24 protein-coding genes are annotated in these 22325 nt (G+C 72.3%); 11 read left to right on the top strand and 13 right to left on the bottom strand.

Translation table 11 applies throughout. The annotated features are described in order from the left end of the window. The first annotated feature begins 109 nt into the window (after positions 1 to 109). Positions 110 to 1177 carry a threonine aldolase family protein gene (locus tag PS271_RS16235; protein WP_398382561.1) on the top strand — a complete coding sequence of 356 codons (1068 nt, stop codon included), beginning with the start codon at positions 110 to 112 and terminating at the stop codon, positions 1175 to 1177. A 200-nt stretch (positions 1178 to 1377) separates the two neighbouring features. Here PS271_RS16235 and PS271_RS16230 read toward each other — a convergent pair whose 3' ends face one another. The 8 genes from PS271_RS16230 to PS271_RS16195 all read right to left on the bottom strand — a co-directional run bounded on the left by PS271_RS16230 (position 1378) and on the right by PS271_RS16195 (position 8702). Beyond that, complete coding sequence (locus PS271_RS16230) at positions 1378 to 2772, bottom strand: sensor histidine kinase (RefSeq protein WP_398382560.1); 1395 nt, start codon at positions 2770 to 2772, stop codon at positions 1378 to 1380. Beyond that, a complete protein-coding gene (locus PS271_RS16225; RefSeq protein ID WP_398382559.1) occupies positions 2769 to 3512 on the bottom strand; it encodes a response regulator transcription factor in 744 nt (247 codons plus the stop codon). The genes PS271_RS16230 and PS271_RS16225 overlap by 4 nt, the downstream gene beginning before the upstream one ends. 108 nt (positions 3513 to 3620) lie before the next feature. Beyond that, the gene (locus tag PS271_RS16220; protein ID WP_398382558.1) at positions 3621 to 4760 is read right to left on the bottom strand and encodes a S1C family serine protease; all 1140 of its coding nucleotides are present in this window, start codon (positions 4758 to 4760) and stop codon (positions 3621 to 3623) included. 69 nt (positions 4761 to 4829) lie between these two features. Then, positions 4830 to 5762 carry a JmjC domain-containing protein gene (locus tag PS271_RS16215; RefSeq protein WP_398382557.1) on the bottom strand — a complete coding sequence of 311 codons (933 nt, stop codon included), beginning with the start codon at positions 5760 to 5762 and terminating at the stop codon, positions 4830 to 4832. Between the two features lie 35 nt (positions 5763 to 5797). After that, complete coding sequence (locus PS271_RS16210; RefSeq protein WP_398382556.1) at positions 5798 to 6667, bottom strand: JmjC domain-containing protein; 870 nt, start codon at positions 6665 to 6667, stop codon at positions 5798 to 5800. Positions 6668 to 6719: 52 nt separating this feature from the next. Next, on the bottom strand, positions 6720 to 6914 hold the full coding sequence (locus tag PS271_RS16205; RefSeq protein ID WP_398382555.1) for a hypothetical protein: 195 nt from the start codon (positions 6912 to 6914) through the stop codon (positions 6720 to 6722). 205 nt (positions 6915 to 7119) lie between these two features. Next, positions 7120 to 7587: a hypothetical protein gene (locus PS271_RS16200; RefSeq protein ID WP_398382554.1), complete on the bottom strand. Its 468-nt coding sequence runs from the start codon at positions 7585 to 7587 to the stop codon at positions 7120 to 7122. Between the two features lie 134 nt (positions 7588 to 7721). Beyond that, the gene (locus tag PS271_RS16195) at positions 7722 to 8702 is read right to left on the bottom strand and encodes a helix-turn-helix transcriptional regulator (protein WP_398382553.1); all 981 of its coding nucleotides are present in this window, start codon (positions 8700 to 8702) and stop codon (positions 7722 to 7724) included. 165 nt (positions 8703 to 8867) lie between these two features. Here PS271_RS16195 and PS271_RS16190 point away from each other — a divergent pair, with 165 nt between their 5' ends. Next, the gene (locus PS271_RS16190) at positions 8868 to 9125 is read left to right on the top strand and encodes a hypothetical protein (protein WP_398382552.1); all 258 of its coding nucleotides are present in this window, start codon (positions 8868 to 8870) and stop codon (positions 9123 to 9125) included. An 86-nt stretch (positions 9126 to 9211) separates the two neighbouring features. Continuing rightward, positions 9212 to 9439 (top strand): response regulator transcription factor, encoded by a 228-nt coding sequence (locus PS271_RS16185; protein WP_398382551.1) that lies wholly within the window; start codon positions 9212 to 9214, stop codon positions 9437 to 9439. Between the two features lie 4 nt (positions 9440 to 9443). On the opposite strand, the gene PS271_RS16180 is transcribed toward PS271_RS16185, so the two are convergent. Together PS271_RS16180 and PS271_RS16175 are read right to left on the bottom strand one after the other, a co-directional pair. Next, entirely contained in the window at positions 9444 to 10469 is a 1026-nt protein-coding gene (locus tag PS271_RS16180; protein WP_398382550.1) for a LacI family DNA-binding transcriptional regulator, read from the bottom strand. Between the two features lie 24 nt (positions 10470 to 10493). Beyond that, positions 10494 to 11270, bottom strand: a complete 777-nt coding sequence (locus tag PS271_RS16175) for a response regulator transcription factor (RefSeq protein ID WP_398382549.1) — start codon at positions 11268 to 11270, stop codon at positions 10494 to 10496. 264 nt (positions 11271 to 11534) lie between these two features. On the opposite strand from PS271_RS16175, the gene PS271_RS16170 reads away from it, so the two are divergent. Beyond that, a complete protein-coding gene (locus PS271_RS16170; RefSeq protein WP_398382548.1) occupies positions 11535 to 12398 on the top strand; it encodes an alpha/beta fold hydrolase in 864 nt (287 codons plus the stop codon). A gap of 231 nt (positions 12399 to 12629) precedes the next feature. Here the strand turns inward: PS271_RS16170 and PS271_RS16165 are convergent, their stop codons facing one another. Together PS271_RS16165 and PS271_RS16160 are read right to left on the bottom strand one after the other, a co-directional pair. Further along, positions 12630 to 14528, bottom strand: coding sequence for an ABC transporter ATP-binding protein (locus PS271_RS16165; protein ID WP_398386882.1), 1899 nt, complete (start codon positions 14526 to 14528; stop codon positions 12630 to 12632). A 110-nt stretch (positions 14529 to 14638) separates the two neighbouring features. Beyond that, on the bottom strand, positions 14639 to 16372 hold the full coding sequence (locus PS271_RS16160) for an ABC transporter ATP-binding protein (RefSeq protein WP_398382547.1): 1734 nt from the start codon (positions 16370 to 16372) through the stop codon (positions 14639 to 14641). 115 nt (positions 16373 to 16487) lie between these two features. On the opposite strand from PS271_RS16160, the gene PS271_RS16155 reads away from it, so the two are divergent. The 6 genes from PS271_RS16155 to PS271_RS16130 all read left to right on the top strand — a co-directional run bounded on the left by PS271_RS16155 (position 16488) and on the right by PS271_RS16130 (position 21018). Beyond that, positions 16488 to 16802: a MoaD/ThiS family protein gene (locus PS271_RS16155; protein WP_356284443.1), complete on the top strand. Its 315-nt coding sequence runs from the start codon at positions 16488 to 16490 to the stop codon at positions 16800 to 16802. Positions 16803 to 16812: 10 nt separating this feature from the next. After that, positions 16813 to 18180, top strand: a complete 1368-nt coding sequence (locus tag PS271_RS16150) for a hypothetical protein (RefSeq protein WP_398382546.1) — start codon at positions 16813 to 16815, stop codon at positions 18178 to 18180. Positions 18181 to 18290: 110 nt separating this feature from the next. Beyond that, the gene (locus tag PS271_RS16145) at positions 18291 to 19004 is read left to right on the top strand and encodes an LmeA family phospholipid-binding protein (RefSeq protein WP_398382545.1); all 714 of its coding nucleotides are present in this window, start codon (positions 18291 to 18293) and stop codon (positions 19002 to 19004) included. 441 nt (positions 19005 to 19445) lie between these two features. After that, a complete protein-coding gene (locus tag PS271_RS16140; RefSeq protein WP_398382544.1) occupies positions 19446 to 20288 on the top strand; it encodes a sulfurtransferase in 843 nt (280 codons plus the stop codon). A 31-nt stretch (positions 20289 to 20319) separates the two neighbouring features. Continuing rightward, positions 20320 to 20607 (top strand): DUF1416 domain-containing protein, encoded by a 288-nt coding sequence (locus PS271_RS16135; protein ID WP_398382543.1) that lies wholly within the window; start codon positions 20320 to 20322, stop codon positions 20605 to 20607. 123 nt (positions 20608 to 20730) lie between these two features. Further along, a complete protein-coding gene (locus tag PS271_RS16130; RefSeq protein WP_398382542.1) occupies positions 20731 to 21018 on the top strand; it encodes a DUF3099 domain-containing protein in 288 nt (95 codons plus the stop codon). A 24-nt stretch (positions 21019 to 21042) separates the two neighbouring features. On the opposite strand, the gene PS271_RS16125 is transcribed toward PS271_RS16130, so the two are convergent. Then, positions 21043 to 21408, bottom strand: a complete 366-nt coding sequence (locus PS271_RS16125; protein WP_398382541.1) for a DsrE family protein — start codon at positions 21406 to 21408, stop codon at positions 21043 to 21045. 289 nt (positions 21409 to 21697) lie between these two features. Between PS271_RS16125 and PS271_RS16120 the strand changes: the two genes are divergently transcribed. Continuing rightward, positions 21698 to 22294: a heme-binding beta-barrel domain-containing protein gene (locus PS271_RS16120; protein ID WP_120757111.1), complete on the top strand. Its 597-nt coding sequence runs from the start codon at positions 21698 to 21700 to the stop codon at positions 22292 to 22294. Positions 22295 to 22325: the final 31 nt, after the last annotated feature.

Genomic DNA, 22325 nt, shown 5'->3' with positions numbered 1-22325 from the left:
CCCGGCGCTGCGGTGACGCGCCACAGCGCCAGGTCAGCAATCGAGTCAGCACACCCTGACTCAATCACTCACTGTAATCAACGTTTCACCAGACGAAATGAGCATGCACGTGAGCACTCCCCAGCGCCCCCGCATCGACCTCTACAGCGACACGATCACGCTGCCCACCGCCGCCATGCGCACCTTCATGGCGGAGGCTCCGCTCGGTGACGAGCAGAAGGGGGAAGACCCCAGCGTCAACGAGCTGACCGCGATGGCCGCCGAGCTGCTCGGCAAGGAAGCCGCCGTCTTCCTGCCCTCGGGCACCATGTGCAACGAGATCGCGCTGGCCGTCCACTCGCGGCCCGGTGACGAGATCCTGGCCGACGCGACCGCGCACATCATCAACTACGAGGTCGGCGGGCCGTCGGCACTGAGCGGGATCAACGTCCGCGCGCTGGAGGGCGAGCGCGGGGTGTTCACGGCCGGGCAGTTCCGCGCGGGGATCCGCACGCCCAGCCGCTACGCGCCCGCGACGACGGGCGTCGTCATCGAGCAGACGTCCAACGCGGGCGGCGGCACGGTCTGGCCGCTGGAGCGCATCGAGGAGATCACGAACATCGCCCGCGAGCGCGGCATGTGGACCCACATGGACGGCGCACGCCTGCTCAACGCCTCGGTCGCGAGCGGCGTAGCGGCCGGGACGTACGCGCAGCACTTCGACTCGGTCTTCATCGACCTGAGCAAGGGCCTCGGCGCGCCGGTGGGCGGACTCCTCGCAGGTACGCAGGAGTTCATCGACCGCGCGTGGCGGCTGAAGCAGCGCTGGGGCGGCGCCATGCGCCAGGCGGGCGTCATCGCCTCGGCGGGCGTCTACGCGCTGCGCCACCACGTGGACCGGCTGGCGGAGGACCACGCGAACGCGCGCCTGCTCGCCACGGAACTCGCAAAAATAGAGGGCCTGACAATCCACCCCGAACACGTGGAGACGAACATCGTCCTCTTCGACGTCTCGGCAACGGGCCTGACGGCAGCGGAGTTCGCGGAGCGCACGATCACGGACCACGGCGTACGGGTGAGCGTGTTCGGCCCGACGACGGTCCGCGTAGTCACGCACCTGAACGTAGCGACGGAGCAGATCCCGGAGGCGGTAGAGGCAATAGCAAAGGTAACGACGTCGGGACGAGCGGCGGGCTAATCCCCCCCCCGGCAGCAGCCGGAGGACGGGCAGGAGGGGGCGGGGTGGGGCCGGCCCTGGGAGGGGCGTTGGGGGCACCCCCAGCGGTAGCTGGGGGAGTGATTTGCGGCGTGGTCCGGGGCGCCGTAGATGGTGACGGTTGCCGTAAATCATGCAGCCCCGGAAGGGCCGGCCCCACCCCGCCCCCGACCCCCACGGACCTACAGAGCCGGCGGAGCCACCGGCGCACCCGGAAGCCGCACAGACGCAACCGTCCCACCCCCCGGCGCCGGCCGCAAAGCCACCTCACCACCAGCCTGCCGCACCGTACGAGCAACGATCGACAGCCCCAGCCCACTCCCCGGCATGCTGCGCGCGGACGGCGAACGCCAGAAGCGATCAAAGACGTGCGGAAGCTCGTCCGGGGCAACACCAGGCCCGTGATCTCGAACGGTGAGCTCACCACTCGCGGAGGACAGGGCAACCTCCACCACCCCACCCCCCGGACTGAACTTCACGGCGTTATCGAGCAGATTCACCAGCGCCCGCTCCAACGCAGCCGGCTCGGCCCGCACGTACCAGCTCTCCAGGTTCACCTGGAAGGACAGCCCGGCCCCCCGCAGCCGCGCCCGCTCAACAGCCCGCTCAGCGGCCTCGTGCAAGGCGACAACCTGCACAGGCTCGGTACCGGGCCCGGCGTCGGGCCGGGAGAGTTCTTGCAGATCACCGATAAGAGCAGCCAACTCGGCCATCTGAGCCCGAACACTCACCAGCAGCTCCCTCCGGTCCTCAGGCGGAATCTGCCGCCCGGTCTCCTCACTCCGCACGAGCAGGTCGATATTGGTGCGCAGCGACGTAAGCGGGGTCCGCAACTCATGCCCGGCATCAGCGATGAGCTGCTGCTGCCGGTCACGGGAGGACGCGAGCGCGGCAGTCATGGCGTTGAAGGAGCGCGAGAGACGAGCGATCTCGTCCTCGCCCTCGACGGGGATGCGGACGGCCAGGTCCTCCGTGCGGGCGATGTGCTCGACGGCGCCGGTGAGCCGGTCGACGGGCCGCAGCCCGGCCCGGGCGATCCACGCGCCGGCGGTGGCGGCGAGGAGGACGCCGACGCCCGCGGTGACGGCGAGGACGGCGGCCAGGGCGTTCAGCGGCCGGTCGATCTCACGAAGCGGCTGGGCGATGGAGACGGCCGTGCCGGGCACGGGCCCGGGCGAGGTGGCGACCCGCATCTCCGTGCCGTCCTGGGCCTGGGCGTCGTGCAGGGCCTGTGCCTGCTGCCGCTGGGCGACAAGCAGGTCCTCGGTCTCCACCTTGATGGGCGATTTGCCGATCGTGCTGCAAACGAACCCCTCACCGGTAATGATCTGCACCGTGTAGGGCCGGAACAAGGTGGACGGCCCACTGGGCACGGACCCGCAGTTCCGCAGCAGCGTCTTCACGGTGGCGTCGTCAGCCCGAACGCTGGTCAGCGTCGTATCCCGCTGGTGCTCCAGCTCCTGCCGGGTGAGCAACCAGCAGGCGGCCGCGGCAGCGGCGACAGCGACAGCAACGGCGGCCGCGGTCAGCAGCGCCAGCCGCGACCGGAGCGGCAACCGCTGGAATCTCGCGATCATTCCGCGCCGTCCACCCGTTCCGCGCCGTCCGCCCGCAGGACGTAGCCCACGCCGCGCACGGTGTGCACGAGCCGGGGCTCTCCTCCGGCCTCGGTCTTGCGCCGCAGGTACATCACATACACATCAAGGGAGTTGGAGGAGGGCTCGAACTCGAACCCCCACACGGCCTTGAGGATCTGCTCACGGGTGAGGACCTGCCGGGGGTGGGCGAGGAAGAGCTCGAGAAGCGTGAACTCGGTACGGGTCAGCTCGACGGCCCGCTCGCCGCGCGTGACCTCGCGCGTGTCGAGGTTCATCCGCAGGTCGGCGAAGGAAAGGACGGCGGAGGCGGCGGGCGCGGCCGTGGCGTAGGAGCTGCGGCGCAGCAGGGCGCGGATGCGGGCGAGGAGCTCGTCGAGCTCGAAGGGTTTGACGAGGTAGTCGTCGGCACCGGCGTCGAGGCCGGTGACGCGGTCGCCGACGGTGTCGCGGGCGGTGAGCATGAGGATGGGGACGGTGACGCCGGAGGCGCGCAGGCGGCGGGCGGCGGTGAGGCCGTCCATGCGCGGCATGAGGACGTCGAGCACGATCAGCTCGGGGTCGTACGAGGCGACCTTCGTGACGGCGTCGAGCCCGTCGACGGCGAGCTCGGTGGCGTAGCCCTCGAAGGCGAGGCTGCGGCGCAGGGCCTCGCGCACGGCGGGCTCGTCGTCCACGATCAGGATGCGGGCGGGCTGGTCGCCGTGGTCGGCGGGGCTCATCGGCGGTACCTCACGAATACGGTCGGGCTGCGATCGGCGATCAGAGTGGGCTTCTCAGCCCGCCGCGCACAACCGCGCGCGGCATCTCAGCCTCGCACGGCGCCGCGCTCAGCTGTTGCCGCCACCCGCGCCGCCGGCCCGCAGCTTGGCGAGGTCGGCCTTGACGGTGTCGACGGGGATGGCGAAGCCGAGGCCGACGCTGCCCGCGGAGTCGCCGGAACCGCCGCCGGAACCGGGTGCGTACATGGCGGAGTTGATGCCGATGATCTCGCCGTTCATGTTGATGAGGGCGCCGCCGGAGTTGCCGGGGTTGAGGGAGGCGTCGGTCTGGATGGCCTTGTAGGTGGTCTTGGAGGAGCCGGTGTCGCCGTTGTACTGGTTGCCGCCGAACTCGAAGGGCCACTGGGGGAGGCCGCGCTCGCGCTGCTGCCCGCCGCGCCCCTCCTCCTTGGAGACGGTCACGTCGCGGTTGAGGGCGGAGACGATGCCGCTGGTGACGGTGCCGGTGAGGCCTTCCGGGGAGCCGATGGCGACGACCTCGTCGCCGACCTTGACGCTGCCGGAGCTGCCCAGGGAGGCCGCCTTGAGCCCGCTCGCGCCCTGCACCTTGATCAGGGCGAGGTCCTTGTCCGGGTCGGTGCCGACGACCTTGGCGGTCTTCGTGCTGCCGTCGCTGAAGGCGACCTGGACGGTGTCGGCGCCCGCGATGACGTGGTTGTTGGTGACGATCTCGCCGTCGCCGGTGATGACGACGCCGGAGCCGGTGGACCGGCCGCTGGTGGTCGTCGCCTTGATCTCCACGATGCTCGGGCTGACGGCCTTGGCGACGGCGGCGACGCCGCCCGCGCTCTTGGAGGACGCGTTCTGGACGGGCGTGGAGTGGCTGGTGCTGTCCGCCCTGCTGGTCAGCTCGCTCACCAGGGCCGCGGACCCGCCGCCGACGACGGCGGCGATGATCGCCACGGCGGCGAGCAGCGCGACGGGCTTACGGGCGCGGCGCCCGCCCCGGTGCTCGGGGCCCGGGCCCTGCGGTACCGGCGGCGGCTGCGGCGCGGCGAACCCGGCGTACCCCGCACCACCGCCTCCGTCGCCACCGCTGGCGCCTCCCGCCCCGTCCCCGGGCCAGACGGTCACACCACTGGCCGTGGTGACCGGCTGCTGCGGCGGGTACGCGGGAGGCCGGGGGTACGCGTAGGGCTGCTGCGGCTGGGGTTCCTGGGCGCCGGAGGGGCGAGTGTCGTCCGTCATGCAGATGACTCTGCGGCCCGTACATGAGAACTGTCTGAGCGACCACTGAAAACGGGCCGAGAAGTCTGTTCAGTCGGTATAAGGGCCGGGCTCCGCCGGAGCGCCCCGCATCGCCGCGCGGGCCTGCGCGACGAGGCCTTCAGGCGTGATCGTGGCCAGGACGTCGCGGTAGTGGGCCAGGAGGGTGCCGGCCGCGTCGGTGAGGGCCGGCTCGCCGAGGGGGCGGTCCGCCAGGTCGGGGCCCTCGGCGAGGAGGGCCTGGAGGAGGGCGTAGAGGTGGGCCGTGCCGGCCTCGCGGACGGTCAGGGACAGGTGGGCGGAGGGGGCGTCGCCGACGGCGCTCGCGCGGTGGGCGAAGCCCCTGGGCACGTAGAGGACCTCGCCGGGCCGCAGCACGGTGTCGAGGAGGAGGGGGCCGGGGTCGCCGTCCTCGCGGCGCGGCTCCCAGTTGCCGTCGGCGGGGCCGCCGTGCACCCGCCAGCGCTTGGCGCCGCTGATCTGGACGGCCAGGACGTCGGCGTCGTCGCGGTGGACGGGGCGGCCCTGCGTGCCGCCGGGGGTGAGGAAGTAGAACGCCTCGACCTGGCGGCCCAGCAGGTCGCCGACGCCGGTGGCGAGGGCGCGCACGCCCTCGTGCCACTGGTCGACGTACCGCAGGAGGAGCGTGGCCCGCTCGTCGCGGATGAGGGCGCGCACCGCCCCGGCGTCGGCGTAGTCCTCGACGATCTCGCCGAGGACGACCCGGGGGACGCAGAACCGGTGGGCGGGCAGCTGGCCGTGCTCCTGGACGAGGTTGATGTAGGGCGTCTTGAGCAGCCCGTGGTCGAGGAGGCGGTCCAGCTCGGCGAGGGGGAAGACGTCGACGGGCGGATCGTGCGGGCGCAGGACCGCGGGTGCGGTGCGCCAGTGGGCGGCGAGGAAGTGCGGGGTGTCCGCCACGCACCGTTCGAGCCAGTTCACGGCCGTGGGCGCCGTCTTGGACAGGGTCATGGTCGCGGTCACGGCAGGGGCTCGCTCTCCGTCGGATCGGGGGTGGTTCAGGCCGTGGGCCGGCTGCTGTGGGCGCCGCGGCGGGCGGCGCCGACGAGGGACTCCGGGGTGGTGCGGGCCAGTTGCGCCCGGAAGTGGTCGAGGAGGGCGGCCGCGGCCGTGGTGAGCCGGTCGTCGTCGAGGGGCCGGGCGGGCAGGGCGAGGTCCGCGGCGAGCCGGGCGCCGAGTTCGTCGCGCAGGTGGCGGACGCGGGCCTCGCGGAGGGCGATGGTGAGGTGCAGCGACGGCTCGGGGCCGGTCGCGCAGGCCGCGTGGGCGAAGCCGTCGGGCACGTAGAGGACCTCGCCGGGCCGGACGGTGGTGTCGAGCAGGACCGGGCCGGGGTCGGCGTCGGGCACCGGCTGCCAGTGGGGGTCGGCGGGGCCGCCGTACACCTGCCACTGCTTGGTGCCGCTCAGCTGGATGACGAGGACGTCCCCGTCGTCGCGGTGGACCGCGCTGGGCCGGCCGGCGTGGGACTGGAAGACGAACGCCTCGGCCAGCCGGCCGAGCCGTTCGCCGATGCCGGTGGTGAGGGCGCGCACCGGGGCGTGCCAGTGGTGGACGTACCGCAGCTGGAGGGTGGCGTTCTCTTCGCGGATGAGGGAGCGGACCCGTACGGGGTCCAGGCAGCCGTCGAGGGTCCGGCCCGCGACGAGCCGGGGCGGGCAGTACCGCTCCTCCGGTATCGGGCCCGCGGCGGAGTACAGCGCCGCGTACGGGACGCGCAGCAGGCCCCCGCCGACGAGGCCGTCGACGTCGGCGGCGCTCAGGACCTCCGTCGGCGGATCGGCCGGGCGCAGCAGCGCGGGACCCTGCTGCCAGTGGGTGTGCAGGAAGGACCGCACGTCCGCGACACAGCGCTCCAGCCAATCCATGCTTCCGCTCCCTCTCGCCTTCTCCTGCGCTCCGGTTGTGCCTCGGCGTTCGTCAGATGACGTCGAGCGGGCAGCCGCCGCAGGAGGCCTCGACCTTGGTCTCGGGGGCGGAGGAGGACGAGGCGACGGCGCTGGGGGCGAAGATCGCGCCGCCGACGGCCGCGGCGACGGCGACGGACAGGACCGCCTTACGGGTCAGGGTGGTGCGCGGGCGGGCGGCGGGGGCGGCTGCGGTGTTCTGCTCCATGACGGATCTCCAACTGTCGGTAAGTGCGTACGGGATGGGTTTGCGCGAGGTCTCCGGCTCGGGGGCCGTCCGCCTTCGCTGCGCTTCATCCTGGTCCGGGCGGCGGGGGCCGCGACAGTCACGGGTTCACGGTGCCGGGAAGGCGGTGCCGGGGGTGCGGTCACGGACGCCCGGGACCGGGAAAGCGCGGCCTCCTGATGCTGTTTCAGGCGTCGGAGGCGTACGGCCCCAGGGCCAGCCGTACGTCCCGCGCCCTCCGCCCCGGCCGCGCGCACGCCGCGTACCCGCCGGGCACGTAGAGCACCTCCCCGGCGCGCAGCCGCAGCTCCGGCCCGGCGGCTACCGCGGCCGGCCGGTCCGGCGGGCGGAGCTGCCATCCGGTGCTCCCGGCCCGCTGGAGGACCAGGAGGTCGTACGGCGCGGCGGACATCCCCGCGGACGGTGGGTCTCCAGGCGGGGGGCCCGGCAGCTCGCCGACCGGGCACCCGAGGTGCAGCGCCAGCAGCGCGGCGAGGTCGCCGGGCGGGCGGTCCCAGTCGTCCGGGCCGGCGTGTTCCGGCCAGAGCAGGCCGGGGCCCCTCCCCCGGTGCGTCCGTACGAAGAGGGCCAGTTCGGACAGCGGGTGGCAGGTGCGGGCTTTTGCCCCGGAGACGCAGGTCAGCAGGCCTGTCATGGCATTCCTCCCTCGGCGGCGCGCGCGGCGGGCGCCGCGGCGGCGCCGAGAACACTGCCGAGGCACCGGAGGAAGGGGAAAGTCACGGCTTCGCGCCACAGCGCGGCCCGCACACATGGCCCTCGGGCCGCCCTTCAGTCCTCCAGCAGCCCCTGCCGGGCCGCGGCGACCCCGGCCTGGAAGCGGCTCTCGGCGGAGAGCTGGTCCATGATGTCGGCGATGTGGCGGCGCGTGGTGCGCAGCGCCATGCCCAGCCGGCGGGCGATCGCCTCGTCCTTCAGGCCCGCGGCCAGCAGGCGCAGGATGGTGCGGTCGAGCTCGCCGGAGACCTTGGCGAGCCCGTCGTCGGCGGCGTTGGAGAACGGGGTGGCGGCCTCCCACGCCTGCTCGAACAACTGGCAGAGGTAGGCGACGGTGTTGGCCTCGCGCACGACGACCGCGCCCCAGGATCCGTCGGCGGTCGGCAGGAACGCGGTCTCCCGGTCGAAGACGATGACGCGGCCGAAGAGCTCGTGGCTGGTGCGGTAGCGGCCGCCCAGGGCGGAGGCGGCGGCCACGTACGCCTGGCTGGGGCCGTGGAAGCGCGCCGTGTGGTGGTAGAGCGTGCGCAGCGAGACGCCCCGCTCCAGCAGCGCCCGGTCCCGCAGCAGGGCCTCCTCCATCGCCTCGGGCACGCGGGAACCGCCGCCCGGCTGGCTGGTCAGCACCTCTTCGCGGCACTCGCCGGACATCCGCGTGAGCAGGGTGCGGACCTCGGGCAGGGTCGGTATGAGCTCCAGGCCGCCGGCGCCGCCGGTGCGGTGCCGGTACGCCGACGCGAAGCTCTCCGCCTCCTCCCGGATCCGGGCGATCCGCAGCTGCTGCTCGCGGATGTCCGCCTCCAGCGCGGCGATGCGGGGGCCTGTGGCCGCCTCGGGCGCCACGGCGCGCTCCTGGTCCGGGTCGCCGGGGACGGGCTGGACGAGCCCGGCCTCGCGCAGCCGGTCCAGGGCCGCCCCGGCCTGCTCCGGGCTCAGCCCCAGGGCTACGGCGGCGGCCGCCGCGTCGGCGCGCTGGTGCTCCAGCACCCACCCGTACAGCGCCACTTCCGCCTCGCCCGCAGCCCCCTGCCCCATTTCCCCCGTTCCCCCCATTTAGTCCCCCTGCTTCATGCTGCCATGCAACTTAGTGAGGTATGTGATCCGTTGCGGCAAGGATACGGACCAGAGAGTCTTTTTCCTGTCACCGAAACCGCACTGACCTGCAAGGGGCAACCGCCCCTGCATATCTGGGAGATCGCCGTGAAGCGCATCCTGCTCGCCGCTGCCGCCGTCACCTCGCTGCTCGCCTTCGCGGCCCCCGGCTCAGGCTCCGGCTCCGACTCGGGCCCCGGCTCCGCCCCGGCGGGCGGGCGCGTGACGACAGCGTCGGCGGCGGAGGGCGAGCACCCGCCGGTCCTCACGCTGCCGACGACCCAGCGCTGCTCCTCCTCGCGGTGCAGCGGCCCGACCGACACGTCCTGGGGCGGCGGCTCCGCGGCGCGGCCCGCCGCCTCCTGATCCGCAGGCGCCCCGCCTCCTGATCCGCAGCCACCCGCGTCACCGACCAGCCCGCGCGTCACCGACCAGCCCGAAGGAGCAGCCAGATGAACGCCGGCGCCCCCGCCCTGACCGGCCGCGAGCAGCAGGTGCTCCACCTGCTGAGCAGCGGCGACACCATCTCCTCCATCGCCCGCCAGCTCCGCCTCAGCCCGCACACGGTCGACACGTACCTGCGCCGCCTGCGCACCAAGACGGGCGCCGCGAACCGCACCCAGCTCGCCGTCTACGCCGTCCGCAACGGCCTCGCCGGAACGGCCGCCCACTCCTCTTGAGGGGTCAGCCGCCGCAGCCGCAGGAGCGCCGCACCACCAGGGCCGACGGGAACTGCTTGAGCCGCTCGCGGCGCGTGCCCGTCACCCGGAGCGAGTCGTCCAGGACGAGGTCCACGGCGGAGCGGGCCATGGCCTGCCGGTCGGAGGCGACCGTGGTCAGCGGCGGGTCGGTGAGGGCCGCTTCCTTGACGTCGTCGAAGCCGGCGACCGCCAGCTCGCCCGGCACGTCGATGCGCAGCTCGCGGGCCGCGCGCAGCACGCCGATGGCCTGGTCGTCCGTGGCGCAGAGCAGGGCCGGGGGGCGGTCGGGGCCGGCGAGCAGCTCCAAGGCGACCTTGTAGGCCTCGTAGCGGTTGTAGGGGGCCGGGAAGAGGCGGCCCTCGATGGACTTACCCGCCTCGCGCATGGCCCGGCGCCAGCCCTCGACGTGGTCGGTGACGGGGTCGCCGACGGTCGGGGTGCGCTCGGTGCCGCCGAGGCAGGCGACGTACGGGTGGCCGTGCTCCAGCAGGTGGCGGGTGGCGAGCTGGGCGCCGCCGATGTCGTCCGTGACGACGGCGACGTCGTCGATCGCGTCGGGCCGGCGGTGCATGAGGACCACCCGGGCGTCCCAGGCGTCGATCTCCGCGGCCGCGTGCTCGCTCGGGCCCTGGCTGATGAGGATCAGGCCGGAGACCCGCATGCCCAGGAACGCGCGCAGGTAGTGCACCTCGCGCTCGTCCAGGTAGTCGGAGTTGCCGACGAGGACCATCTTGCCGCGCTCGGCCGCGGCCTGTTCGACGGCGTGGGCCATCTCGGCGAAGAAGGGCTGGCGGGCGTCCGGAATGATCAGGCCTATGAGGTCCGTCCGGCGGGACGCCATCGCCTGGGCCACCCGGTCCGGCCGGTACCCCAGTTCCTTGATCGCGGCCAGCACGCGCTCGCGCGTGGCCGGGGCCACCGGCCTCGGCCCGTTGTTGATGACGTAGCTGACCACCGCGGTCGACGTCCCCGCCAGTCTCGCCACATCGTCCCGCGTCACCTTGGCCACGCGCGGCAGTCTACGCGGGTCCACTCACCGCTCGGCCGGGCGAGCGGCCCCGCTCTCCGCGGCTTCCGGCTCCTTCGCCCGCCGCGCCTCGGCGGAATTCTTGGCCTTGCCGTCCCCGGGATTGTCGATCTTCTCCGGTACAACGAACCGATAACCAACATTCCGGACGGTTCCGATGAGCGACTCGTGCTCGGGGCCCAGCTTCGCCCGCAGCCGCCGCACGTGCACGTCGACCGTGCGCGTACCGCCGAAGTAGTCGTAGCCCCAGACCTCCTGGAGCAGCTGGGCCCGGGTGAAGACCCGCCCCGGGTGCTGGGCGAGGTACTTCAGCAGCTCGAACTCCTTGAACGTGAGGTCCAGCACCCGGCCCTTGAGCTTCGCGCTGTACGTGGCCTCGTCCACGGAGAGGTCGCCCGTGCGGATCTCCATGGGGCTGTCGTCCGTGGAGATCTGCTGGCGGCCCATCGCCAGCCGCAGCCGCGCCTCGACCTCGGCGGGGCCCGCGGTGTCGAGGAGGACGTCGTCCACGCCCCAGTCGGCGGTGACGGCCGCGAGGCCGCCCTCGGTGACGACGAGGATCAGCGGGCAGCCCGGGCCGGTGGAGCGCAGCAGCTGGCACAGGCTGCGCACGTGGGGAAGGTCACGGCGGCCGTCGATCAGTATGACGTCGGCCCCGGGGGTGTCCACGAGGGCCGGGCCCTCGGCGGGGGCCACCCGCACGCTGTGCAGGAGCAGGCCGAGCGCCGGCAGGACCTCCGTGGAGGGCTGGAGGGCATTGGTCAGGAGCAGCAGGGAACTCATCGGCTGCCACCCGCCTCACTGGTCGTACGGTCCTTCCGGACCCGCGCGCTTCGCTCGCCCATGACGTCGGTTCCTCCTCGGTCCCTGCGAAGGGCTACCACCCAGGCCTTGCTCTGGGGGAGAGTGCGGCACTGCTTCGTACGGTTGCGTGCGTCCCGGCACCTTTCGAGGGGCACAAGTTCAGCACGTGTTCAGCTCATGAATGCACAAAAGGACCCGGGGGCTACTCTGCCCGGATCCTCTCTGCCCAGCAGAATAGCCCACATGACTTTCCGAGGTCCGGACGATTTTGCACGACCTTGTGTTCCGTCGGTCACTTCGAGTGGTCATCGCATCGCGCTCTTGACAGCCGACGGAGTCCGCGTGGAAGCGGCCTACGAGCCCCGCCTGGGCTCGCGGGTCCCTCCTTCCGACACCCCCGCGGTGGTGCTCGCGCACGGCTTCACGGGCGCCCTCGACCGGCCCGGCCTGCGCCGGGCCGCGCGGGTGTTCGCCCAGCGTGCGGCCGTGATCACGTTCTCCTTCCGGGGGCACGGCGGCTCGGGCGGCCGCTCCTCGGTCGGCGACCGCGAGGTGCTCGACCTGGCCGCGGCCGTGCGGTGGGCGCGCTCGCTCGGGCACGAGCGGGTGGCGACCGTCGGCTTCTCCATGGGCGGCTCGGTGGCCCTGCGGCACGCCGCGCTCTACGGGCGCGAGCGGGGCGCCGGGGGCGGGGAGCACGGAGGGCGCACGGACGCACATTCCGACACGGTCGTGGCCGTCAGTGCGCCCGCACGGTGGTATTACCGCGGTACCGCACCCATGCGGCGTCTGCACTGGGCGATCTCACGGCCCGCGGGGCGGCTGATCGCGCGCTACGGGCTGGGGACGCGGGTCCAGGCGGAGAACTGGGACCCGGTCCCGCTCTCCCCCGTCGAGGCGGTCCCGCTGATCGCGCCGCGGCCCCTGCTGATCGTGCACGGCGACCGGGACGCGTACTTCCCGCTGGACCATCCGTACGCCCTGGCGGGCGCGGCGGATCCGGGGTCCACGGAACTGTGGATCGAACGGGGGTTCGGCCACGCGGAGAACGCTGCGCGTGGCGAGCTGCTGGAACGCATCGCGGGGTGGGCGACAGCCCGGCTGTGACGGGCCTGGGCCGGGCCCTGTCCGGCACCGCCGGACGCCGCCGCGGTGGTTGCTCACCGCGGCGGCGGATTTGAGAGGCCTGGCCTCTCAACAGCAGTGACCGGCGGCACCAGGAGCTTGAGGGGCCGGGCCCCTCAAGACCGCCGCCGCGGCGCTCAGCCACCACGGCGAGGGTCCGGCGGAACGCGGCGCTGCCGAAACCAGCACGCCCCGCGATCCGCCGGACCGGCACTACGCCTCCACGGCCGGCTCCGCGAACTGCGCCTCGTAGAGGCGCGCGTACGCGCCGCCCGCCGACAGCAGACTGTCGTGCGTGCCCTGCTCCACGATGCGGCCCGACTCCATCACGAGGATGACGTCCGCGTCGCGGATCGTGGACAGCCGGTGCGCGATCACGAAGCTCGTGCGCCCCGTGCGCAGCCGGCCCATCGCCTGCTGGATGAGGACCTCCGTACGGGTGTCGACGGAGCTCGTCGCCTCGTCCAGGACGAGGATCTCCGGCTCGGCCAGGAACGCCCGGGCGATGGTGATGAGCTGCTTCTCGCCGACGCTGACGTTGGAGCCCTCGTCGTCGATGACGGTGTCGTAGCCGTCGGGCAGCGTCCGCACGAAGCGGTCGACGTGCGTGGCCTTCGCCGCCTCCACGATCTTGTCCTGCGAGGTGCCGGCGGGCGCCCCGTAGGCGATGTTGTCCGCGATCGTGCCGCCGAAGAGCCACGTGTCCTGGAGCACCATGCCGATGTGGGAGCGGAGCTCCTCCCGCGACATGGCGGCGATGTCGGTCCCGTCGAGGGTGATGCGGCCGCCGCCCACCTCGTAGAACCGCATGAGCAGGTTGACCAGCGTGGTCTTGCCGGCGCCGGTCGGGCCGACGATGGCCACGGTCTGGCCGGGCCGCACGGTCAGCGAGAGGTCCTCGATGAGCGGCTTGTCCGGCTCGTAGCGGAAGGAGACCTTCTCGAAGGACACCTCGCCGTGCACGCGGCCCGGCTTCGGGGCGTCCGCCGGGTCCGCCGACTGCTCGTCGGCGTCGAGCAGCTCGAAGACGCGCTCGGCGGAGGCGACGCCGGACTGCACGAGGTTGGCCATGGAGGCCACCTGCGTGAGCGGCTGGCTGAACTGGCGCGAGTACTGCACGAAGGCCTGCACGTCACCGATGGACAGCGCGCCGGAGGCGACCCGCAGGCCGCCGACGACGGCGACGAGCACGTAGTTGAGGTTGCCTATGAACATCATCGCGGGCTGGATGACGCCCGAGATGAACTGGGCCTTGAAGCCGGCCTGGAAGAGGTCCTCGTTCTCCTTGCGGAAGATCTCCGCGGACTCCTTCTCGCGGCCGAAGACCTTCACCAGCGCGTGCCCGGTGTACATCTCCTCGATGTGGGCGTTGAGCTTGCCGGTCGTCTTCCACTGGGCGACGAACTGCGGCTGCGCCCGCTTGCCTATCTTCGTGGCGACGACGACGGACACCGGGACGGTGACCAGCGCGACCAGGGCGAGCAGCCAGGAGATCCAGAACATCACGGCCAGCACACCCGTGATCGTCAGCAGTGACGTGACGATCTGGCTCATGGTCTGCTGGAGCGTCTGGGCGATGTTGTCGATGTCGTTCGTGGCGCGGGAGAGCACCTCGCCGCGCGGCTGCCGGTCGAAGTAGCTGAGCGGCAGCCGGCCGAGCTTCTCCTCGACGTCCCGGCGCAGCCGGAAGACGGCGCGCTGGACGACGGTGGTGGCGATCCGCGCCTGGACGAGCCCGAACAGGGACGCCGCGACGTAGATCAGCAGGACCCACAGCAGCACCTCGCCCACGGCGTCGAAGTCGATGCCGCGGCCGGGGGTGAAGCCGACCGAGCCGAGCAGGTCGGCGACGGTGCCGTTGCCCTGCTGCCGCATCCGCTCGACGGCCTCGGCCTTGGTGATGCCGTCGGGGAACTTCTTCCCGACGACGCCCGCGAAGATCAGGTCGGTGGCCCGGCCGAGGATCTTCGGGCCGATGACGGACAGGGCGACGCTCGCGACGCACATGACGAGCGCCACGGTGATCAGGGCCCGCTCGGGTCTGAGGGTGCCCAGCAGCCGCTTGGCGGACCCGGCGAAGTCCATGGACCGCTCGGTGGGCTGGCCGCCCATGAAGCGGGCGACGCCGGTGGCGGGGGCGGGCCCGCGGCGGGCGGTGCCGCCGGGGGCCGGTGCGCCGGGCTTGCCGCCCCCGTCCGGGGAAGCCGGTTTCTCCGGGGTCGTCACGCCGCCTCCTCCTCGGTGAGCTGGGAGAGCACGATCTCCCGGTAGGTCTCGTTGCCGGCCATCAGCTCGCCGTGGGTGCCGGTGCCGACGACGCGGCCCTCGTCCAGGACGACGATCCGGTCGGCCTCACGGATCGTGGAGACGCGCTGGGCGACGATGACGACCGTGGCGTTCCCCGTCTCGCGGGCCAGCGCGGCCCGCAGCCGGGCGTCGGTGGCGTAGTCGAGGGCGGAGAAGGAGTCGTCGAAGAGATAGATGTCCGGCTTGCGGACCAGGGCGCGGGCGATGGCGAGCCGCTGCCGCTGCCCGCCGGAGACGTTGGTGCCGCCCTGCGCGATCGGCGCCTCCAGGCCGCCCTCCATGCTCGCGACGAAGTCGCGGGCCTGCGCCGTCTCCAGCGCCTCCCACAGCTCCTCGTCGGTCGCGTCGGGGCGCCCGTAGCGGAGGTTCGAGGCGACGGTCCCGGAGAACAGGTAGGGCTTCTGCGGGACGAGGCCGATGGCCTCGGCGGAGCGGGCCGGGTCGAGCTCGCGCACGTCGACGCCGCCCACGGTGACCGTTCCGGCGGTCGCGTCGAACAGCCGCGGGACCAGCCCCAGCAGCGTGGACTTGCCGCTGCCGGTGGAGCCGATGACGGCCGTGATCTCACCGGGCCGGGCGACGAGCGAGACGTCCTTGAGGACCGGCTCCTCCGCGCCCGGGTAGCGGAACTCGACGCCGCTGAGCTCCAGGTGCCCGCCGCCGCGCAGTTCGGTGACCGGGCTGACCGGCGGCACCACGCTGGAGTCGGTGGCCAGGACCTCCTGGACGCGCTCGGCGCAGACCTCGGCGCGCGGCACCATCATGAACATGAAGGTGGCCATCATGACGGCCATCAGGATCTGCATCAGATAGCTGAGGAAGGCCGTCAGCGCGCCGATCTCCATGTCGCCGCTCTCGATGCGGTGACCGCCGAACCACAGCACGGCGACGGAGGAGAGGTTCACGACCAGCATCACGGACGGGAACATCAGCGACATCAGCCGGCCGGCCCTGAGCGAGACGTCCATCAGCTCGGCGTTCGCGCCGTCGAAACGTTCCCGCTCGTGGGTGTCGCGGACGAAGGCGCGGATGACGCGGATGCCGGTGATCTGCTCGCGCAGCACCCGGTTGACGGTGTCGATCCGGTCCTGCACGCCGCGGAAGACCGGTCGCATCCGCCAGATGATCAGCGAGACGATCACGCCGAGGACCGGCACGATGACCAGCAGCAGGGCGGACAGCGGCACGTCCTGGTCGAGCGCCATCAGGATGCCGCCCACGCACATGATCGGCGCGGACACCATCAGCGTGAACGCCATCAGGACGAGCAGCTGGATCTGCTGCACGTCGTTGGTGGTGCGGGTGATCAGGGAGGGGGCGCCGAAGTGCCCCATTTCGCGCGCGGAGAAGGACTGCACGCGGTCGAAGACGGCGGCCCGCAGGTCGCGGCCGACCGCCATCGCGGTCCGGGCACCGAAGTACGTCGCACCGATCGCGCAGACGATCTGGGCGAGGGTGACCGCCAGCATCCCGCCGCCGAGGGACAGGATGTAGCCGGTGTCACCCTTCACGACACCGTTGTCGATGATGTCGGCGTTGAGTGAGGGTAGGTAGAGCGTGGCAAGCGTCTGGACGAGCTGCAGGAGCACGATCAGCGCGATCGATGAGGAGTAGGGCTTCAGATACGCCCGTGATAGTCGGACCAGCACACCGGGCAGCCTAAGCGAGCGCCTCGCCGTGCGGCCTCCGTATTTGCACGGGCGGCGCTCCGCTCGCGCGGCACCCGTCATCATGGGAGGCGGCAGAAGAAGGAAAGGGGTCGCGGTGGCGACGACACAACCGGCACACCCGGTCAAACCGGCCCTGCCGGGGCAGCCGGGGCCGGTGGGCACCATCCGGTACTGGGCCGCGGCGAAGGCCGCTGCCGGCACGGCCGAGGAGCCGTACGCTGCGCGGACGCTCGCGGAGGCGCTGGACGCGGCCCGCCGGCGGCACGCGGAGCGCCCCGACTTCGCCCGGGTGCTGGCGCGCTGCTCGTTCCTCGTGAACGACGCCCCGGTAGGCACCCGCGACCACGCAACGGTCCAACTGGCCGAGGGCGGCACCGTAGAGGTGCTCCCGCCCTTCGCAGGAGGGTGACCCCGGCAGCATGAGCAATCAGCCGCACCATACGTACGACCCGCAGGACCCGTACGACTCGTATGACGCGTACGACGCCCGGACGCAGCGCTATGACGCACAGTCGTACGGGCAGCAGGACGGGGCGTACGGCTCGTACCAGCAGCAGCACCAGCAGGCGCAGCAGCACCCGCACCAGCAGCCTCAGCAGGGACAGGCCCAGGCGCACGGCTCGTACGGCGACTCGTACAACACGTACGACCCGTACGCCCAGCAGCAGCCGCAGGCCCAGCAGCACCAGCACCAGCAGGCCCACCAGCAACCGCACCAGCAGTCTCAGCCGCAGCAGTACCAGTGGCCGACGACCAACGGCGGCCAGGGCTTCTCCGCGCACGACGAGCCGGTCACGCAGACCTGGCAGACGCCGACGTGGGACACGGGCACGTGGCAGCAGCCCCCGGCCCCGCCGGCGGAGGACCGCTCCTACGGCGCGTCCTGGTCCGCGGGCGCCCCGCTGCCCGAGGAGCGCCAGGCCGCGTCCGGCGTCGTGCCGCGCGCCGCGGGCGCGGTCGTGCCCGCTGCGGTGCACGAGCCCGCGCTCCTCGCCGAGCCGGGCGGCGGCGACGCCGGCAGCGCGCGGCCGATGACGGCCGCCGAGAAGGCGAAGGCCGAGGGCCGCGCGCAGATCGTCTCGCCGGGCCTCAAGCCCGCCCTGGTGACGACGGCGCTCGCCGCGCTGCTCGCGCTCACGGCGCCGCTCGGCCAGTTCGCGCTGGCGGTGCCGCTGGTGCTGCTGCAAGCGGTGACGGCCGCGGGCTGGTTCCGGCTCAACGGCATGTGGCCCGCCCGGCAGGGCATCGCGCTCGCGTTCCTCGGCGGCGTGGCCGCCGACATCGGCATGCTGGCCACCGACCGCTCGCAGGCGCCGACCGTCGTCATCGGCACCCTCGGCGTGTGGCTCCTGCTGGTCCTCGTCCTCCAGCTGCGCAGCCACGCCTCGCCGGACGAGCGGCTGTACGGCCTGACGGCGGCCGCCGCCTCCTCCGCCCTCGCGGTCCTCGCGGCCGGGCACCTGGCCGCGTCCTCCGACGCCGTCGTGGTCGGCGCGAGCGCCGTGGCCGTGACCGCCCTGGCGCGCGCCCTGCCGCTGCCGTCCCTGGCCGCGCCCGTGGTGGCGCTGCTCGCGGCCGCGGGTTCGGGCGTCGCCACCGGCGGCCTGACGGACCTGGGCACCTCCGCCGCCCTGCTGGGCCTCGCCGCGGGCGCCTGCGCCCTGATCGGCCTGCGCGTCGCCAGCTACGACTACCCGTCGCGGTTCGTGCACATGACGGCGGGCGTGGCCCTGCCGCTCACCGTCGCGGCCCCCGCGGTCTACGTCCTGGGCCGCGTCCTGGGCTGATCGCCCGCCGCTCGTTCTTCCCTCTCCTCCGGGCCGTCCGGTTAGGCTCCATGGCATTGCAAGGTCAGTGCAGGGGCCTGACCGGGACCCGGGGGAGCTGGAGAAACCGCATGCGCGCGATACGCATCACCCTGATCATCGCGGTGATATTGGGGGCCCTCTTCGTGGGCGCCGACCGCCTGGCCGTGTACTTCGCCGAGGACCAGGCGGCCGAGAAGATCCGCAGCAGTCAGGGACTGACGGGCACGCCCGAGGTCTCCATCAAGGGCTTCCCCTTCCTCACGCAGATCGCCGGCTCCACGCTGGAGGAGGTCGACGTCAAGCTGGACGGCGCGACCGCGAGCTCCGGCGGGCAGTCGATCCGGGTGTCGGGCTTCGACGCCAAGCTCCAGGACGTGAAGATCGACAGCAGCTTCAGCTCGGCCGTCGCGAGCCGGGCGACGGGCACGGCGCACCTCTCGTACGAGGACCTGAGCAAGGCCACCAACGACCCGACGGTGAAGGTCGGCTTCGGCGGCCGGGGCGCCGCCGGCAAGAGCCAGGTCAAGGTCACCGGCAAAGTGCAGCTCGCGGGGATGCCCATCGAGCGCAGCGTCATCTCCACGGTCACGCTCGTGAACGGCGACACCGTCCGGGTGCGGGCGGACCAGATTCCCGACGAGGCCAAGGCCTTCCCCGGCCTGGAGACCGCCATCCGCCAGAAGACGGACTTCGACCGGCGCATCAGCGGCCTGCCGAAGGGCCTCAAGCTGGACAAGGTCGTGGCGACGCAGGACGGTGTCGACATCACGCTGACCGGCTCGGACGTCAACCTGGCCGGCTGACCGGCCCGCTCCCCGCCCCCTCCTCACCCGGCGCCGTCCACGCTGCGAGACACCGCTGTCCGGAGGGCAGACCTCCGGGCGGCACGGGCGCCCGGGAGCGGCGCACGGCCGCCCTTCGACGGCCGCTCCACCCGCTGCACGTCCCAGCATGCGGAAGATCCCGTCTCACCATCCAACACACCGGTGACACGCCCGCCCTGTCGTCCCTACGATCCCCCCATGAAGCGACAGGCGGACCTCACGAAGCGGCGGGCAGTCGACCTGTGCCGCGTCGCCGCCATGCTCTGTCGTCATGTCTGACGGGAAGCTTCCCCTCCCCTTTTCGGAAGTCCTCCCCCGTCTCGTCTCCCATCCCACCCGCTGCGCAGCGCCGCGCGCTCCCCTCGCCGCGCGCCCAGCAAGCGCTTGCGCACATCCGCAACTGCCCCGGAGGAGAACAACATGAGCCGCAGTGACGTCCTGGTGGACGCCGACTGGGTACAGGCCCGCATCGACGCCGCCGACCCCAAGACCGTCATCGTCGAGGTCGACGAGGACACCTCCGCGTACGACAAGAACCACATCAAGACCGCCGTCCGCATCGACTGGAAGACGGACCTCCAGGACCCCGTCCGCCGCGACTTCGTGGACCAGGCCGGCTTCGAGGAGCTGCTCTCCGCGAAGGGCATCGCCAACGACGACACGGTCGTCCTCTACGGCGGCAACAACAACTGGTTCGCCGCGTACGCCTACTGGTACTTCAAGCTCTACGGCCACCAGGACGTGAAGCTCCTCGACGGCGGCCGCAAGAAGTGGGAGCTCGACTCCCGCGACCTGGTCGCCGAGGTCCCGCAGCGTCCCCGCACCGAGTACCGCGCCCAGCCGCAGGACACCTCCATCCGCGCCTTCCGCGACGACGTCGTGAAGGCGATCGGCGAGCTCAACCTCGTCGACGTCCGCTCCCCCGACGAGTTCAGCGGCAAGCTGCTCGCCCCGGCGCACCTCCCCCAGGAGCAGTCGCAGCGCCCCGGCCACGTGCCGACCGCGCGCAACATCCCCTGGTCGAAGTCGGCCAACGACGACGGCACCTTCAAGTCCGACGAGGAGCTGACGGCGCTCTACGAGGGCGAGGGCGTGGACCTGTCGAAGGACACCATCGCCTACTGCCGGATCGGCGAGCGCTCCGCGCACACCTGGTTCGTGCTGCACGAGCTGCTCGGCCAGCAGAACGTCCGGAACTACGACGGCTCCTGGACCGAGTACGGCTCGCTCGTCGGCGTGCCGATCGCGCTCGGCGCCAACTGACGTCACGACCGCTACCAGTTAAGGATCACCCATGTGTGGAGCAAAGGCCGGCGGCCCCGACGCCTCGACGATCAAGCCCGGTGAGACCACGATCCAGGGCTCGGTGACCCGCGACGGCGAGCCCGTCACCGGTTACGTGCGCCTGCTGGACGCGACCGGCGAGTTCACCGCCGAGGTGCCCACGTCCGCGACGGGGCAGTTCCGCTTCTACGCGGCGGAGGGCACGTGGACGGTGCGCGCGCTGGTGCCCGGCGCGACCGCCGACCGCAAGGTCGTGGCGCAGCAGGGCGGCCTGACCGAGGTCGCGATCGCCGTCTGACCTCTTGTGTATCTGACCTCTTTCAAAGAGGTCTCCTCATCCGGCCGGGGGCCGCATCCAGGGGTTGGACGCCACGAGGATGCGGCCCTTCGCCCGGTGGGCTCCCCGCCGTACGGTGGAGGTGTGTACACGCGGCGCCGCCATCTCTACTTCGCCATGATGGGCACCTGCATCGGGCTGTTCGTCCTGGCGTGGGCGGTCGTGCGCCTGTGGTCCGTGCCCGCCGCGGTGGGCATGTGCCTCCTGGCCATGGTCATCCCGCCCGTCGCCGCCATCGTCGCCAACCGGCGGGGGCCGGAGGACCGCTGGTGGGACGATCCCTCGGGCGACGCGAAGTCGGACGAGTGGTGGGACGAGCTCGACGGCAAGCGCCGCCCCGGGCAGCGCGACCCGTGGGGCCGCGATCAGTAGCCGGGCGCCCGGATCAGTACGGGGTCAGTAGACGAGCGCCTGCACGCCCTCCGCCATCGCCTCCGCGACGAAGACCTGCGCGCCGGCGATGCGCGCGCCCTCGATCAGGTCCTTCTCCTCGATGTCGCGGCGCGCGGCGCACTGCGTGCACACCGTGATCATCCCGCCGCCGGCCTTGATGCCGTCGATGAGGTCGGGCAGGGGCGCCGCGTGCGGCAGCTCGAACTCCGCCGCCCGCCCGGGCAGCGCGAACCACGACGACTCGCCGGTCAGCCACAGCGAGACCTCGACCCCGCTCGCGACGGCGACGGCCGCCACCGTGAACGCCTGCGAGCACCGCTCGGGCGCGTCCGCGCCCGCCGTCACCTTGATCACGAGTTTCTTGGCCATGCCAGGCACTCTAGCCCTGTGACCGCAAGGCCGGGCGGGCACGATCCACCTCACAGAGCCACCGGAACCGGGGACGACTAGACTCGGGACCGGTCCGTACCTCCGTGACCGGTCCGTACACCCTCACTCCCGACGAGGAGCGCGCTCGTGCTTGAGGCAGTCTTCACCACCCTGCTCGTCCTGGTCGCCGTCGGCGTTCTCGCTTTCGCCGGGCTGACCTGGAAGAAGCTGTACCAGGGCCAGCGCTGACCCGCCCAGTTACCCGTCCTCGCACAGATCGTCTGAGCCCATGATCGAGATTCCGTCCGACCTCCACCCGGACCTCGTGCCCCTCGCCTTCCTCCTCGGTAAGTGGGAGGGCGCCGGCGTCGCCGACTTCCCGGGCGCCGAGAAGTGCAACTTCGGGCAGGAGGTCGTCTTCAGCCACGACGGCCGTGACTTCCTGGAGTACACGTCGCACAGCTGGGTGCTCGACGGCGAGGGCAAGATGGTGCGCCCGCTGGAGACCGAGACCGGCTACTGGCGGATCGGCAAGGACCGCAAGGTCGAGATCGTCATGGTCCGCGACGCGGGCGTCGCGGAGGTCTGGTACGGCGAGCTGGCCGACCAGAAGCCGCAGATCGACCTGGCCACGGACGCCGTCGCGCGCACCGAGGCCTCCGGCCCGTACAGCGGCGGCAAGCGCCTGTACGGCTACGTCAAGGGCGACCTGATGTGGGTCGGCGAGAAGGCCACCCCCGAGGTGCCCCTGCGCCCCTACATGTCGGCGCACCTGAAGAAGATCGCCGACCAGAAGAGCCTCCAGGAGTGGGCCGCGAGCCTGCCCGAGGACGCTCCTGACGGCGTCGCCTTCTACAACCCGGACGGCACGCCCTACACCGGCTGAACCGCCCGCCCAGCAGTACCGCGCCCCGTGG

Source organism: Streptomyces sp. SCA2-17 (assembly GCF_044336695.1).
The sequence above is the reverse complement of the archived record's forward strand: the minus strand, read 5'-3'. Positions and strand labels throughout refer to the sequence as shown.